We start from the raw sequence: 14,648 nt of genomic DNA, 5'->3' as shown, positions 1-14,648 counted from the left end.
TGTTTCTAATTCACTCCAATTATTTATTCCAATATTTATTATAAATAAATATGTGGAAAAGTCATAGTCTTTTTTAATCATCGCTTTAATTTTTAAGTTTTCCACAGGTAATTAATAATTTAAAATTATGATAATTTTAATAATTATTGGCTATTTATATTCTTATTAACAATATTAACATATTTAAGATATGTTTATAACAATTGTGGAAAACTAAATTTATTTTTAATAAAGTTGCAATTTATTATTTTTTTCTTTACAATTATGCTTAAGAAAATAAGAAAGATATATATTTTTATTTTATAAAAACAAAAGGAGAAAAATCAATGAAAAAGCTTTTAGCAATTCTAGGAGCTGTTGGTTTAACAGCAACTGGTGCTTCATCAGTTGTTGCATGTAATGGGGAAAAGTCATCAGAAAAAAATCCATCAACTTTAGATGGTAAAACATTTCAAACAAGTTTAGCAGAATTAAAGAAAATTACAAAAGATAATTCAGCTAGCTGAGGTTCAGACAAAGATGTTTTAGGTTATTTAATTAGTACATTAGATTCAATTAATAACAAATCAGCAATTGCTGATGGGTATAATATTCAAAATACAAAAGTAGCTGAATATTTACACCAAGGTGAAAGTGTTAAATGAGAAATACCAGTTACTATCAAGGATAAAGAAGGTAAGGATGTAACTTTAGATAGTACTGATACTAATAAAACACCTTTACAAGAAGGATATTTAATTAAAATGACTTTAACAGTTTTAACTTATAAAAAAATGACCAAGGAAAAACTGTTGTTGATAAGACTTTTAACCCAATTATTACAATGACAATCACAGCGTAATTTGACTTTAAAATTAGTAATGCGAATTACTAATTTTTTATTTTATTTATTTTTTATTTTGTTATAATTTACCTAATTTAATATTGGATCCTATATAAGCTAGTAATATGGTCTAGTGTTTCTACAATTAACCGTAAATTAATTACTATGGTAAAATTATGTAATTTTTATTTTACATGTAATTTTTTAGTCTTATAATGGGTAGTTTTAAATAAAAAAAGAAAGGTGATGTGTAAAATGAAAATTAGAAAAACTTATACATTCGATGATTTACTTCTTGTCCCCCAAAAATCAGATGTCTTACCAAACCAAGTAAATTTAGCTACTAAATTAACAAAGAATATTATGTTAAATATTCCTTTTTTATCAGCAGCAATGGATACCGTGACCGAATCCAAAATGGCAATTGCCCTTGCTCGTGAAGGAGGGATTGGAATTATTCATAAAAATTTAACAATTCAACAACAAGTAGAAGAAGTTGAAAAAGTAAAACGCAATGAATCAGGCTTTATTATTGATCCCATTACGTTATCTCCAACAGCTAATATTAACGAAGCTGAAAAAATTATGGCCCAATACCGTATTTCTGGATTACCAGTTGTTGATGAAAATAAAAAATTATTAGGAATTATTACTAACCGTGATATTAGAGCTTGCCAAGATTTTAATGAACCCGTTGCTAATTATATGACTTCTCAAAATTTAGTAACAACCAAAGAAAATATTAGTTTAGAAGCAGCGAAAGAAATTTTGTTAAAAAACCGAATTGAAAAATTACCAATTATTAATGATGATAATGTTTTAACCGGGTTAATTACTATTAAGGATATTAATAATAAAGAAGAATATCCTTTTGCTTGTAAAGATGACCAAGGACGATTAAGAGTTGGCGCTGCGGTAGGGGTTGGCCCAGAAACTTTAGAACGTGTTGATGCCCTGGTTGCTAGTCATGTGGATGTTATTGTGGTAGACTCTGCACATGGGCATAGTAATGGTATTATTGCAATGGTTCAGAAAATTCGCACTAAGTATCCACAGTTAGATATTATTGCGGGAAATATTGTGACCAAACAAGCAGCCTTAGATTTAATTAATGTTGGTGCTAGTGCTCTAAAAGTGGGGGTTGGTCCCGGTAGTATTTGTACAACCCGGGTTGTAGCCGGCGTTGGGGTGCCCCAAATTAGTGCAATTAATGATGTTTATGAAGTTGCAAAAGAAAAAGGGATTCCTGTTATTGCGGATGGGGGTATTAAATATTCTGGTGATGTTGTTAAAGCTTTAGCAGCCGGTGCTAATGCGGTTATGATGGGTTCAATTTTTGCTTCAAGTGATGAAGCATCTGGTGAAGAGTTAATAATTGATGGGAAAAAGTACAAAATATATATGGGGATGGGATCACTAGCAGCAATGAAGCGTGGAAGTGCTGATCGCTATTTCCAAAACAAAGATAAAAAACTAGTTCCCGAAGGAGTCGAAGGACGCGTTCTTTTAAAAGGAAAAGTTAGTGATATTCTCTTCCAATTTGTTGGTGGTTTACGGAGTGGTTTTGGTTATTGTGGAGCCCAAGACATTCCTACTTTACAAGCAACTGCTGAATTTGTTGAAATTTCAAACAATGGTCTAAAAGAATCACATCCGCACGATATTACAATTGTTAAACAACTGCCAAATTATACAAAATAAAAATTTATGATTCATTTTTAAGTTAAACTAAAGATGAATTTTTTCTTTTTTTTGTAAAAAATATCTTAGTTTATTAATAAAAATTAGATTTATTTTAGGTGTATTATATAAGCAAAATAAGGAGTTTTTATGAAAAACTTATTTAAAATCTTAACTTCATTATGTTTAACTACAACTTTAATCTTACCTGTTATTAGTTGTCATTCACAAAGACCAAAGTTTGCTAACAATCAGGGTCCTTCTGAACAAGAAATCATTGCGGAAAAATATTATCAAGAAAAATCTTTGCAACTAGAATAAGACATTCAAGAAATGTCACAAATAGTATATTTCAATGATAAAGATATTTTTGATTCTTGGAATGGTAGTATTATAATTGATTTACCTTATAACCCAGATACTATTATTGATTATACATATAATAAATATACTTATGTTCCACTTTATTTTGAAAATCCAGTGGATGGTTATTTTGATAATGCTAATTTACGTTTAACATATTATTTTACCGACCAAATTTTAAATATTTTAGATAACAAAACAAAGGGTGCTTTTAGTAATTATCTTAATGATTTTGATCTTTATAAACAATATCCTGACTATATTAAATATCATCATTGAATGTGAAATTGAGCAGGCTGAGCCCAGTATGATGAAAATAAGCAAAGAGCTTACTGAGTATCTGATAAATTTGAAAACCAAAGAATTGGGTTTTGATATGAAATTGAATCTTTTGAGGGATGACCGGATAATACATATGTTGGAACATCTAATTTTTATACGGATGTTTTTGCAGCTCGCAGAGTTAGAACAGGAACTTATTTTTCGCCATGAGCAATTCGTGAAGGAATTATTGATGAAGGTTTAATTGAACCAAATCGATATATTTTAAAAAAAGGTACAAAATTAATGGAAGATGCAATTAAATTATTTACAAAGTATTTTCATAGTTCTAATTTTGTTAAGCGTTGAGCAGGGGAAATGATAATTCCATTATTTTATAATTTAATTCCTGACAAAACAATAAAATATGACTCATAAAATATTATGAGTCATATTTTATTGTTTTTATTTACATTAGAATACAATAGCAAGGTTATCGTCACTCACTATAATTATATATTTTATGGAAATTGTTATTTGAATTTCATCATACTACCAGAAACAATAATTTTGTGGAGGATTGTTTTTATATAATATTGTCAGTAGTGTCCTAATTATACTAATATGCAGGCATTTAACTTAATTTTTATTCTATAATACTGAGAATATTTTATAAAATCATTTTTTATAGAATATTTTTTAATAACAAAAAATAATTCAAACGTATCGTATTTTTTAAATAATTTTTAGACAAAACATAATATTTTCGTTGATATTTTTCAACAATTATTATATTATTTATATGATGTCTTAATGTATTAAGGAGGTGCTTATTTATGAAAAGAACATGACAACCAAGTAAAATTAAACATAAAAGAACTCATGGTTTTAGAGCTAGAATGCAATCAGAATCAGGAAGAAAAGTATTAAGTAGAAGAAGAGCAAAAGGAAGAAAAGTATTATCAGCCTAATGCTTTTTGGCTACTTTATTTTTGTGGTTTTACAATAGTGAAAAAAAAATTTACTGTTAAGAAAAATCATGAATTTCAAAATATTATTAATAAGGGTTCTCTTTTAAAAACAAACGGATATTTTATTTATTATAAAAAGAATAACTTAACTTATCATCGATTCGGAATCTCGGTTGGTAAAAAATTAGGTAATGCGGTTATAAGAAATAAAATAAAAAGGCAAATTCGCAGTATGTTAAATATAGATTATAGCACCTCTCATGGTTATGATTATATAATTATTGTTCGAAAGAATTATTTTAATAATAGTTATGAAGATAATAAGAACATACTTTTAAATAGTATTATTAAATAGAAAAGGAGGGGACTTTGTGAACTACCGAGATTATATCTTTGCTGGTGGGAAGAAAAACCGTAAGCCTTGATACTCAATCACTTGAAAGTGAACGAAGCTAATTTTATATTTATTTTTATTACTTTCAATGCTATGAGGTTGTGGACAGATGATGGTAAGTAAATTTAATGTGTGACAAATTACTGATGTTACTGGCCAGTCGGTTTATAAACCTGGGGTTTTCTTTGAAATCTTAGTGGGAACAGTTAATGTAGGGAAAGAACATTTCTTCCATATTGTTGATGGAAAAATCTATGAATATTCATATTTAGGAATTCAAACATGAGCTGAAGCCTTTACAAAGACCCAGTCTCCTTTCTATGGCTGTTTCGTATTCCCGGTTGCCTGGGTGATGGTTAAAATTATTGATGGTTTTGGTGGTTTATCAAACGGAGCTGGAATTATTGGGGCAATCTTTATTACCTCATTAATGGTACGGTTAATTACCCTAATGTTTAGTTGAAAAGCACAGAAAAACCAAGATAAAATGCAATTATTACAAATTAAACAAGCGGAAATTCAAGCAAAATATAAGGGTTCAAAAGATCCCGCGGCGAAACAAAAGCAACAAATGGAAATGATGCAACTTTATCGGAAGGAAGGGGTTTCCCCGTTATCAACAATCGGATCATCCTTCTTATCAATTCCATTCTTGATTGCGATGTATACCGTGGTTAAATCAGCACGGGACTTAAAAATGGCAACCATTGGTCAAGTTTCGTTAATTGAAAAACCGTGAGATATGATTACAAGTGGTCATTACATTTATTTAGTTATTTTATTTGTATATTTACCAATTCAGATTGTATCAATGTTATTACCAACCATTTTAAACCTAAAGAAAACCAAAGTTATTTCCAAAGAGCAAAAAAAAGCCCGCAAGAAACAATTTATTATGCAAGGGGTAATGATTATTGTCTTCTTCATTGTTACAATTAGTATTGCAGCCGGGGTTGCGATCTACTGGATTTTCTCAGCGTTTATTCAAATTTTACAAACCCTTGGGTTCCATTACCTACGGGTTCGTAAGCGTAAAAAAGGTAAAGATAAAAACATGGTTTTCCAAAAAATTAAAGGGTTGTTTAAAAAGAAAAATGTTTACCAAACTACAAGTGGGGAAACAATTCATGTTACTCCAACGAAAAAAACCAAAACGGGTGATCAGGTTTCTTATAATCCGATTGCTCCAAAAAATAAGAATAAAACAAAATTTTCTTTACATAATAAGAATAAAAAAAGAGACAAAAAATAACGATGATGATTAAAATATTTAAAAACTATGAAGAAATTAAAAAATATTTAAATACTTTATCTGATAAGCATTATTATAATGTTGAAAATACAGTTAAAAAATTTTTTGGTAAAAAAATTATCGTATTAATTTATCAGATGCAAGATGTCAGTGCCACTGTTCACCAATGGTTGCAAGACATTTTCCAAAACATTTTACTAATTAACAATAGTGAAATGTTTTTTTCCATTAAAAGCCGAACTATTAACATTCGGATTTTATTTTGTCAGCAGAATAATAGTTATGACAATCTAGTTGAAATTTTAACTAATTTAATGCATGTTTATATTAGTCGTAAATTTAAAAATAATTTTTATTTAAACATTCAATTGCAAAATATTGAAAATGAGTTTTTACTTTTAATTAATAAATGAGCTAATGAAGTGGTCCAAACTAAAAATGAACTAATTCTTCCTGCTTTGCCACTTGAAAAACGTAAAATAATTCACCAGGTGATCAGTCGTTTTCCCCAGTTAACTTCAAAGTCAATTAAGATTAATAATAGTGATAATAAAAAAATTATTATTAAATATAAAATAACTAAGTAAGCGATTTCGTTTGCAAAAGTGTTAGGATCCTAACCTTGTTGAAAAAGAACAATAATTTCATTTCCAGTTGCTAATTGGTGATAAATTTTTGAATTTCCTTTGACGTGTACTCGGGCAAACTCTTTGACACTTGAATCAAGGGATACAAAAATTTCAGTAATAACTACTTTTGGATTTTTCGCTTTAATATATATTAAAACAACATCGGGAGTTATGGTTGGGATTTTTCCTAAATCAGTTACTGTTAACACATCTTCTAAGTTTATTAAATTATTACTTGTCTCCGGGTTTTTACAAGATATTACATTTGTAGTTCCAGTTGTTATAAAAGTTATTGCTCCGATTAAACCTAAGATTTTTTTCATCATGTTAAATTTTCGCTTTCTATTCTATGAATAAATAATTTATTTGTATTTTTATTTTATCAATAAAATTAGGTTTTATTTAAATAATTGCACCGAATTTATTCTTTATTTTTGGTATAATTTGTTATGTTAAAAGGGTGATTAAGATGATTAATGATACAATTGTTGCACCAACAACAAGTATGATGAACCAAGCAATTTCAATAATCCGACTGTCGGGACCAGACGCTTTTCCGATTATTAATAAGATTTTTTCAAAAGTAGTTAAACCTCATAAAAATGAAATTCATTATGGTTTTATTAAGGATGGAGCAGAAACATTAGACCAAGTTTTATTAATGTGTTTTGAAAATCCTAATTCTTTTACCGGCGAAGATGTCATTGAAATAAATTGCCACGGGGGAGTCTATATTACTAATAAAATTTTAAAGTTATTACTAAAAAATGGTGCTCGTTTAGCTAATCGAGGGGAATTTTCCCAACGAGCTTTTTTAAATGGCAAAATTAACTTAATTCAAGCCGAGGCTATTAATGATCTGGTTCATGCCACAAATGACCAGAGTGCTAAAATTGCGATTAGTAATTTACAAAATAAAAATATTAGTGTTATTAATAATTTTCGCAATGATTTGCTAGATATTATCGCTAATATTGAGGTAAATATTGATTATCCGGAATATGATGGGGTTGGGAATTTAACTGTTGGTGAACTTCATGAAAAATTGAAGGTTTTATCAAATAGAATTGCGGAAATTATTGCTTTAAGTAAAATTGGTAAAGTAATAAATGACGGGGTTAATTTAGTAATCTTAGGACAACCTAATGTTGGTAAATCTTCGCTTTTAAATGCATTACTAAATGAAGATAAAGCAATCGTTTCTGATACTCCTGGAACAACCCGGGATATTGTTGAAGGTCGGGTAAATATTGGAAACTTAACTTTAAATCTTATTGATACAGCAGGAATTCGGACAACTGATAATGAAATTGAACGAATTGGGATTAATAAAGCGAAAGAACAAATTACTTTAGCTGATTTAGTATTACTAGTATTTGATAGTACCCGTTCTTTATCTGTTGAAGAACAAGAATTATTAGAGTTAACAAAAAATAAAAAACGAATTATTATTATTAATAAAATTGATTTAAATCCTCATCATCAATATCGCTTCTCAGCGGATCACCAAATTGAAATGGCGGCAATTAACCGGGATATTAAATCGTTAATTAATAAGATTAATGAATTATTTAGTACTGATCAGTTATTTAAGGATGATACTATTATTTTGAGTAATATAAAACAAATTTCTATCCTTGAGAATGTAGAAAAATCTTTGAAAAATGCATATAATAATAGTACAGATGGATTTCCTGTTGATATTGTTAATGTTGATTTACATGAATCATGAAATCTACTGGGAGAATTGTTAGGAGAAAGTTACGATGATAATTTGCTAGACACAATGTTTAGTAAATATTGTCTTGGAAAGTAAGAGGAAAAATATATGGCTGGGATCTTTGATACACATTGTCATTTAATGTCAGAAGAATATAATGTTGATGAAACATCAGAAACTATTGAAGAGGCAAGAATTAGTGGGGTTGTATTATTAAATAATGTTGGCTATGATATTGAATCAAGCGAAGCGGCAGTTCGCCAAGCTTTACAGTATGATAGTGTTTATGCAACGGTCGGGATTCATCCTACTGATGTTGCTCGTCATTCTTCAGCAGATATTCAACGGTTAAATGAATTAAGCAATGCCAGTAAAGTTATAGCAATTGGGGAAATTGGCTTAGATTATTACCATAAAAATGTTTCACCCGAGTTACAAAAAGAATGATTTCGTAAACAAATCAAAATTGCAAAAGCCCATGATTTACCAGTGGTAATTCATTGTCGTGATGCTTACGAAGATTGTTTTAAAATTTTATTAGAAGAAAAAGTAACTAAAGGTGAGATGCATTGTTATGGTGGGGATATTGTCATGGCCCAAAAATTCTTAGATTTAGGATTTTATATTTCATTTGCCGGAAATATTACTTTTAAAAATGCTGAAAATTTACGGGAAGTGGCCCGTTTAATTCCATTAAATAAATTATTAGTGGAAACTGATGCACCATATTTAACACCAGATCCTTATCGTGGTGAAAAAAATTACCCCCGTTTTATTACTTATACGGTTAAAAAATTAGCCGAATTAAAAAAAATTCCAGTTGAAGAAATGATTAGAGTTACTTCACGGAATGGGAAAAAAGTATTTGGCATCCAAGAATAACGGATTAAGAATTAATATTAAAAAAAACATTAGGTTAACCTAATGTTTTTTTTAATTTATCTTGTTAATTATTTTTTCTTCCCAATGCCAGCTAATAATCCTTTGTCATTGAAGTTATAGTAACCGTTTTCAATACGTTTTCTAATAACTTTTTCAAACGCTCTTGTTCCTTCAATAACACACATTAGCGGATCAGAAGCAGTTCTTGTTGGTAATTGGAAGATATCAAAGAAGTATTTATCAATATTTCTAATTAATGCTCCCCCACCACAAATTGTGATACCATTACGCATGATATCTCCTGCTAATTCCGGAGGTGTATTTTCCAGTAATTCAATTACTAAGTCAGTAATTTTAGAAAAGGCATTTAGTAAAACGTTTCTAATTTCATCAGAACTAATTTTAGCTTCTTTTGGTAATCCTGAAACAATGTCTCTTCCATAAATTTGCATTGCACGTTCATTATGGTATTTAACTAATGAACCGATGTATTTTTTAACATCTTCTGCAGTTTTTTGTCCAATTGCAATGTTATATTCTGAACGAATATATTTACGGATATCATCATCAAAGTGGTTTCCGGCAACTTTAATACTTCTCGCAACTACAATATCTCCTGATGAAATAATTGCTAAGTCAGTTGTTCCTCCTCCAATATCAATGATTAAGTTCCCTTGTGGTAAGTCAATGTTGATTCCTGCTCCAATTGCTGCCATTTTAGCTTCTTCTTCAATAATAACTAAGTCAGCTCCCATATCTTGGGCAACGTTTTTTAAAGCTTCTCTTTCTAATTCAGTAACTCCACTTGGACATGCTAGTAAAACTACCGCATTTTTTCAAATATTCATCATTTTCATTCTTGAGAAAACGTGTTTTAATAAATCTTGTGCAGCTTCCATATCTGCGATAACTCCATCAACTAGCGGAGTCACCATTCTAATTTGGTCGTGTGTCTTTCCAATCATATCATAAGCTTCTTTCCCTAAAGCAATTAATTTATTGGTTTTAGTATCGTAAGCCATTAATGATGGTTCATTATAGATAATCCCTTGACCAGAAACGTAAGCTAACACGTTAGCTGTTCCCAAGTCAAGTGAGATAAATGGTCTTTCTGGTTTCACGTTAATTTCCTCCTTAATATATTCTCTAAATATTATATCAAGAAAAAACCTCTATATTTTTAATTAAAGCGAATTTCTCTAAATATATTCTTTTTTAGTAATCTAATTCTTTAGTATGCATTTGTTCTTGACGTAAGATGTCATAGATATCAGATTCGAATTTTTTAGTACCATTAATAACCGCTAGTAATGGTTGTTCACCAACTTTTGATGGTAATTGTAATGTATCTGTGAAGTAACGATCAATTCCCTTAATTAATGCTCCTCCTCCATAAATTGTGATTCCATTTTTGAAGATATCTCCTGCCAATTCTGGTGGTGTTTCTTCTAATACTTGGACTGTTAAGTCGATAATTCTTGATACCGGTACTTTTAATACCTCTCTAACTTCTTCTGGTGTAACTTCGATTTCTCTTGGTAATCCTGAAACGACGTCACGTCCATAAACTTTCATTTTTCTTTCGTCTGGGTATTTTGCTAATGAACCAATTTCAATTTTAATTTGTTCAGCTGTTTTTGATCCTACTTCTAATCCATATTGTGAACGAATGAATTTTTGCATTTCATCGTTTAGATAGTTTCCAGCAACTTTTACTGATTTCGATAATACGATATCTCCTGAGGCAATAACAGCAATATCTGTTGTTCCCCCTCCCATATCAACAACTAAGTTACCAGTAGGTTTGTAGATATCTACTCCTCCACCTAAGGCAGCCATTTTAACTTCTTCTTCAACGAAAACTTTAGTTGCCCCTAAGTTCATCGCGATTTTTTTCAACGCTGCTTTTTCTAATTCAGTAATAACACTTGGACATGCTAATAACATGATTGAGTGTTTTAGTTGTTTTGAGATTCGTAATTTTCCGAAGATATATCTTAATTGAGCTTCAGTTGCTCTAATATCAGTAATAACTCCGTCAACCATTGGTCTTACAATACGAATTGATTTGTTACCTTTTCCGATCATTTTATAAGCTTCGATCCCTACAGCAATAATTCTATTTTCTTTTATTCTGTAAGCTACGATTGATGGTTCGTTATAAACTACTCCTGAACCTGAAACATACACTAGTGTGTTTGCAGTTCCTAAGTCCATTGAAACGAAAGTTGGTCTTTTACTTTTGCCGCTATTAAATCCTGCCATTGTAAAAATTCCTCCCTTTTTTCTTTTTCAATGTGTATAAACATAAACAATATCTAACATTAAAAAATTTTCCTATTAATGTCAGTAAAAAATGGATTGCAAGACTCTAATACATTGATATTAGAGTATACAATACTAAGTAATTATAACATAAATTTTAAGAAAAAGGAATCTTCTTCGCAAGAGAACTTCTAGAAGAATTTAATTTAAATTATTATAACAAAAATTATTTTAAAAGTGAGATGTTACTAGCATTTTAGTTGATAAAGAGTTTTATAGTTGAATAAAAAAATTAATGACTTCTTGAAATTAGCAATAGTTAAATTGGATTAATAGTAGTGTTAATATTTAACGCAATGTTAAAATTTGGGGATAATACTACTTCAACATGAATTAAGGAGTCTACTAACGTATTAATTGTTTGATTAGCTGTTGATAAATCTAAAATGTATGTTTTTAATACCGGATATAAATTTATTATTTGTTTATAATAATTTTCATAATCTGTTTTTATTTTACTTTTGTATGCTTCAATTGCGCTATTGGTTGAAATTTTATATTCAATTTTAATTGAACTATGTTCTTTTGAATAAGTATTAGTTAGTAATCCACCTTGTAAAATGATTGGATTATAAATGGTTAAATAAGTGTAAATTAATTTAAAATCATTCTTATTTAAGGGATCAGTTTCTCGTTCTAAACTATCAATTACTCTTGGATATCATGTTGGCGCAATATTATGAATACTAATTGTTCCAGGGTCTAAGGATTTTCAATCACCACTTAAAACTAGTTGGTACATTGTTTTATCAATTAAATTAAATTGGGAGGCAATTAATAGTTGTTGAATAAACCAATAGTAATAATAATACCAATTAGGATCTTTATTAATTCGAAAAACTGAACCATAAATTGGGGCATCAGTTTTGGCATTAAAAGTTCAACTAGTAAAAGCCTGTTTGATTCGATTATCTAAGGTTAAACAACTAGTAACATTACTTGCTAAGCTACTCGTCAGGGTTAAACTAGTTAAGAGTACTAAGATCTTTTTCATTTATTAATCATCCTTTATTGATAATTATTTTATATTAATTATTATATCGTGAAATAAAAAAATCACATGAAGTGATTTATTTATTTTTTTTATTTTCTTCAATTAAGCGATCTCTAATTTCTTTTTCATAAGCGATACATCCATCAATAACAGCAGTTTGTGGATTTTTAGCAATTTTAACTGGGATTTGGAAGTAACTTTCTAAAAATTCTTTTAATCCACTAATTTGTGCACATCCACCGCTGACTAGTAACCCGTTCATTACTGCATCACCGGCTAATTCAGCTGGTGTTGATTCTAAAATATCAGTAACTAATTGAGTAATTGAAGAAAAAATACTAATTAATAATTTTCTAATTTCAGAGTCTAAGATTTCGGTTTCTTTTGGCATTCCAGTAACTACATCACGACCAAAGATTACCATTTTTTTTGTTTCTTTGCCTTTGTATAAAGAACCAATTTGTTTTTTGATTTGTTCAGCAGTTACTACTCCAATTGAGATAGTATGTTTTGCCCGAATATATTTTAAAATTTCCTCGTCGATATAATTTCCTGCAATTTTAATTGATTTACTTACAACAATTCCCCCAGCAGAGATAATTCCCGCACTGGTTTTACCCCCACCAATGTCTAAAATAAAAGTTCCTTTTGGAGCGAAAATGTTGGCCCCAGCTCCTAACGCAGCCATTAGGGTATCTTCTTCAACTTGAACAAGATCAGCGCCTAAATGTTTACACATTTCAACCATTGCGCGACGTTCTAATTCGGTAACACTTTTTGGACATGCAATTAAGACAATTGAGCCTTTTCAAACATCTTGAACTTTGGCACGGTTTCCAATATGTTGAATAAATTCTTCGGCAATTCTTAAATCAGTAATTGCACCGTTTCTTAAGGGAGTATAAATTTCAATTTTATCATGTGTTTTTCCTATTAATTTACGAGCATCTTCTCCTAGGGCAACTAGTTTTTTAGTTCCTGTTTCATAAGCCATCACTGATGCTTCATTATAAATAATTCCTCTTCCTCCAATGTAAGCAATTGAATTTGTTGTCCCTAAGTCAATTGCAATAAATTTACGAGGTGGTTTAGGAGAAATATTAAATGTATTTTTTAATACGTCTGTTATAGTCATCTATGATTGTCTCCTTTCATATTGCCTCATTCTATTTTAAAAATAAAATTTCAATATAAATATCTTGTAACTTCTTATATATTCTCTTTATTCCTTAGATATCAAATAATATTTTTCTTACTATCAATACCAAGTAATTTTATTATACATATTATAATCTGTTTTACAAATACTTTTTTAAATAAAAACTTTTTTTTAAACATTTATTTCTATTTGGTAATTTTTGAAAATTAAAACAATAAGTTTTAGTTATTATTTTCAAAATTTAGAAGTTGCTTTTTAATTTCTCCGCCGGAACGAAATTTATAAAGGTTATTATTTTTACCAATAACCCGGTGGCAAGGAATTAATAATAAAATGGGGTTTTTTCCAACGGCGCTAGCGACCGCGCGGGCTGCTGTTGGGTGATTAATTTTTTGGGCAAGATCACTATAAGTAATTGTTTCGCCAGCTTTAATTTTAATTAATTCATTTCAAACTTTTTTTTGAAATTCACTGCCAGTTAAATAAAAATTATCTAAAGTTAGCTGTAATGGTTTTTTAGCAAAAAAATCATCTAGTAATTGAGTAATTTCACTTGGGAGTAGGCTAGGTTGGTGTTCTAAAATAAATTTATGATTATCAAACCATGTCGTAATTTCATCATTTTGTAAACCAAGATAGCAAATTTTGTCATTAAAAGTCCCAATTGTTAGAGTTAAACCATTTTTTTCTGTATTTCAATACTTAATTATTGATTTCATTTTTAAGATACTCCTTAAATTTAATCCCGTGTTGGGCAAGATTTCTTGATAAATAACTAGTATTATAACCTAGTGCTTTTGCACATTGCTCAAGAGTTATTTTTGTTTGACAATTTTTAAGATAGTTTTTAAACTTATCAATTATATTAGTGGGTTGAGGGTTTAGCGGTTCACAACGTTTACAAGGACGAAAATTAGCTAGATTTTTAGAATTTTTTGCAAAAATTAAAATATTATTAAGATTTGGGGCCTTTGATTTACAACTAAAACGACAAAATATTTTTGTGGTTTTAACTGCGTAATAGTAATCATCATTTTCTTGACAATTAATAATTGCTTGGTACTGGTTCATTGTTGGTTTCATTCTATTCGCCATCCTTTAGTTATATTTTACACAATAATAAATGCAAAAGAAGTTTTCTTGAATTAGAAGTAAAGTTTTTTCGGTTAATTTGAGATATAGTTAAAGAAGAGGT

17 protein-coding genes and 1 riboswitch are annotated in these 14,648 nt (G+C 29.3%); of the genes, 10 read left to right on the top strand and 7 right to left on the bottom strand.

The features are described from left to right. Window positions 1-326 precede the first annotated feature (326 nt). The 8 genes from SERIO_RS06620 (at window position 327) to SERIO_RS06185 (ending at window position 6,331) form a co-directional block, all read left to right on the top strand. The gene (locus SERIO_RS06620) at window positions 327-908 is read left to right on the top strand and encodes a lipoprotein (RefSeq protein ID WP_047791963.1); all 582 of its coding nucleotides are present in this window, start codon (window positions 327-329) and stop codon (window positions 906-908) included. Window positions 909-911: 3 nt separating this feature from the next. Further along, window positions 912-1,009: riboswitch (purine riboswitch) on the top strand. Between the two features lie 69 nt (window positions 1,010-1,078). Further along, window positions 1,079-2,524 carry an IMP dehydrogenase gene (gene guaB / locus SERIO_RS06210; RefSeq protein WP_079450813.1) on the top strand — a complete coding sequence of 482 codons (1,446 nt, stop codon included), beginning with the start codon at window positions 1,079-1,081 and terminating at the stop codon, window positions 2,522-2,524. Window positions 2,525-2,653: 129 nt separating this feature from the next. Next, complete coding sequence (locus tag SERIO_RS06605) at window positions 2,654-2,824, top strand: hypothetical protein (RefSeq protein WP_158500498.1); 171 nt, start codon at window positions 2,654-2,656, stop codon at window positions 2,822-2,824. A gap of 12 nt (window positions 2,825-2,836) precedes the next feature. After that, window positions 2,837-3,565, top strand: a complete 729-nt coding sequence (locus SERIO_RS06205) for a hypothetical protein (RefSeq protein ID WP_047791961.1) — start codon at window positions 2,837-2,839, stop codon at window positions 3,563-3,565. Between the two features lie 398 nt (window positions 3,566-3,963). Continuing rightward, window positions 3,964-4,098, top strand: coding sequence for a 50S ribosomal protein L34 (rpmH, locus tag SERIO_RS06200; RefSeq protein WP_047791960.1), 135 nt, complete (start codon window positions 3,964-3,966; stop codon window positions 4,096-4,098). Window positions 4,099-4,135: 37 nt separating this feature from the next. Beyond that, window positions 4,136-4,453 (top strand): ribonuclease P protein component, encoded by a 318-nt coding sequence (gene rnpA, locus SERIO_RS06195; protein ID WP_047791959.1) that lies wholly within the window; start codon window positions 4,136-4,138, stop codon window positions 4,451-4,453. 16 nt (window positions 4,454-4,469) lie between these two features. Further along, window positions 4,470-5,744, top strand: a complete 1,275-nt coding sequence (yidC, locus tag SERIO_RS06190) for a membrane protein insertase YidC (protein ID WP_047791958.1) — start codon at window positions 4,470-4,472, stop codon at window positions 5,742-5,744. Between the two features lie 2 nt (window positions 5,745-5,746). Then, window positions 5,747-6,331, top strand: coding sequence for a R3H domain-containing nucleic acid-binding protein (locus SERIO_RS06185; RefSeq protein ID WP_047791957.1), 585 nt, complete (start codon window positions 5,747-5,749; stop codon window positions 6,329-6,331). 29 nt (window positions 6,332-6,360) lie between these two features. Here SERIO_RS06185 and SERIO_RS06180 read toward each other — a convergent pair whose 3' ends face one another. After that, entirely contained in the window at window positions 6,361-6,699 is a 339-nt protein-coding gene (locus SERIO_RS06180; protein WP_047791956.1) for a lipoprotein, read from the bottom strand. A 143-nt stretch (window positions 6,700-6,842) separates the two neighbouring features. Here SERIO_RS06180 and mnmE point away from each other — a divergent pair, with 143 nt between their 5' ends. Continuing rightward, a complete protein-coding gene (gene mnmE / locus SERIO_RS06175; RefSeq protein WP_047791955.1) occupies window positions 6,843-8,189 on the top strand; it encodes a tRNA uridine-5-carboxymethylaminomethyl(34) synthesis GTPase MnmE in 1,347 nt (448 codons plus the stop codon). A 12-nt stretch (window positions 8,190-8,201) separates the two neighbouring features. Further along, the gene (locus SERIO_RS06170) at window positions 8,202-8,975 is read left to right on the top strand and encodes a TatD family hydrolase (RefSeq protein ID WP_047791954.1); all 774 of its coding nucleotides are present in this window, start codon (window positions 8,202-8,204) and stop codon (window positions 8,973-8,975) included. A gap of 68 nt (window positions 8,976-9,043) precedes the next feature. Here the strand turns inward: SERIO_RS06170 and SERIO_RS06165 are convergent, their stop codons facing one another. From SERIO_RS06165 to SERIO_RS06140, 6 genes are all read right to left on the bottom strand, one after another. Continuing rightward, window positions 9,044-10,096 (bottom strand): rod shape-determining protein, encoded by a 1,053-nt coding sequence (locus SERIO_RS06165; protein ID WP_047791953.1) that lies wholly within the window; start codon window positions 10,094-10,096, stop codon window positions 9,044-9,046. 94 nt (window positions 10,097-10,190) lie between these two features. Then, a complete protein-coding gene (locus SERIO_RS06160; protein ID WP_047792066.1) occupies window positions 10,191-11,240 on the bottom strand; it encodes a rod shape-determining protein in 1,050 nt (349 codons plus the stop codon). Window positions 11,241-11,559: 319 nt separating this feature from the next. Then, window positions 11,560-12,294 carry a hypothetical protein gene (locus tag SERIO_RS06155; RefSeq protein ID WP_047791952.1) on the bottom strand — a complete coding sequence of 245 codons (735 nt, stop codon included), beginning with the start codon at window positions 12,292-12,294 and terminating at the stop codon, window positions 11,560-11,562. A 76-nt stretch (window positions 12,295-12,370) separates the two neighbouring features. Next, window positions 12,371-13,429 carry a rod shape-determining protein gene (locus tag SERIO_RS06150; RefSeq protein ID WP_047791951.1) on the bottom strand — a complete coding sequence of 353 codons (1,059 nt, stop codon included), beginning with the start codon at window positions 13,427-13,429 and terminating at the stop codon, window positions 12,371-12,373. A 245-nt stretch (window positions 13,430-13,674) separates the two neighbouring features. Continuing rightward, a complete protein-coding gene (locus SERIO_RS06145; RefSeq protein ID WP_053040870.1) occupies window positions 13,675-14,172 on the bottom strand; it encodes a methylated-DNA--[protein]-cysteine S-methyltransferase in 498 nt (165 codons plus the stop codon). Further along, window positions 14,156-14,536, bottom strand: coding sequence for an Ada metal-binding domain-containing protein (locus SERIO_RS06140; RefSeq protein WP_053040869.1), 381 nt, complete (start codon window positions 14,534-14,536; stop codon window positions 14,156-14,158). Before SERIO_RS06140 ends, SERIO_RS06145 begins: the two co-directional genes overlap by 17 nt. Window positions 14,537-14,648: the final 112 nt, after the last annotated feature.

The organism is Spiroplasma eriocheiris, from assembly GCF_001029265.1.
Classification (GTDB): domain Bacteria; phylum Bacillota_I; class Bacilli_A; order Mycoplasmatales; family Mycoplasmataceae; genus Spiroplasma; species Spiroplasma eriocheiris.
This window is presented reverse-complemented; position numbering and strand designations above follow the sequence as displayed.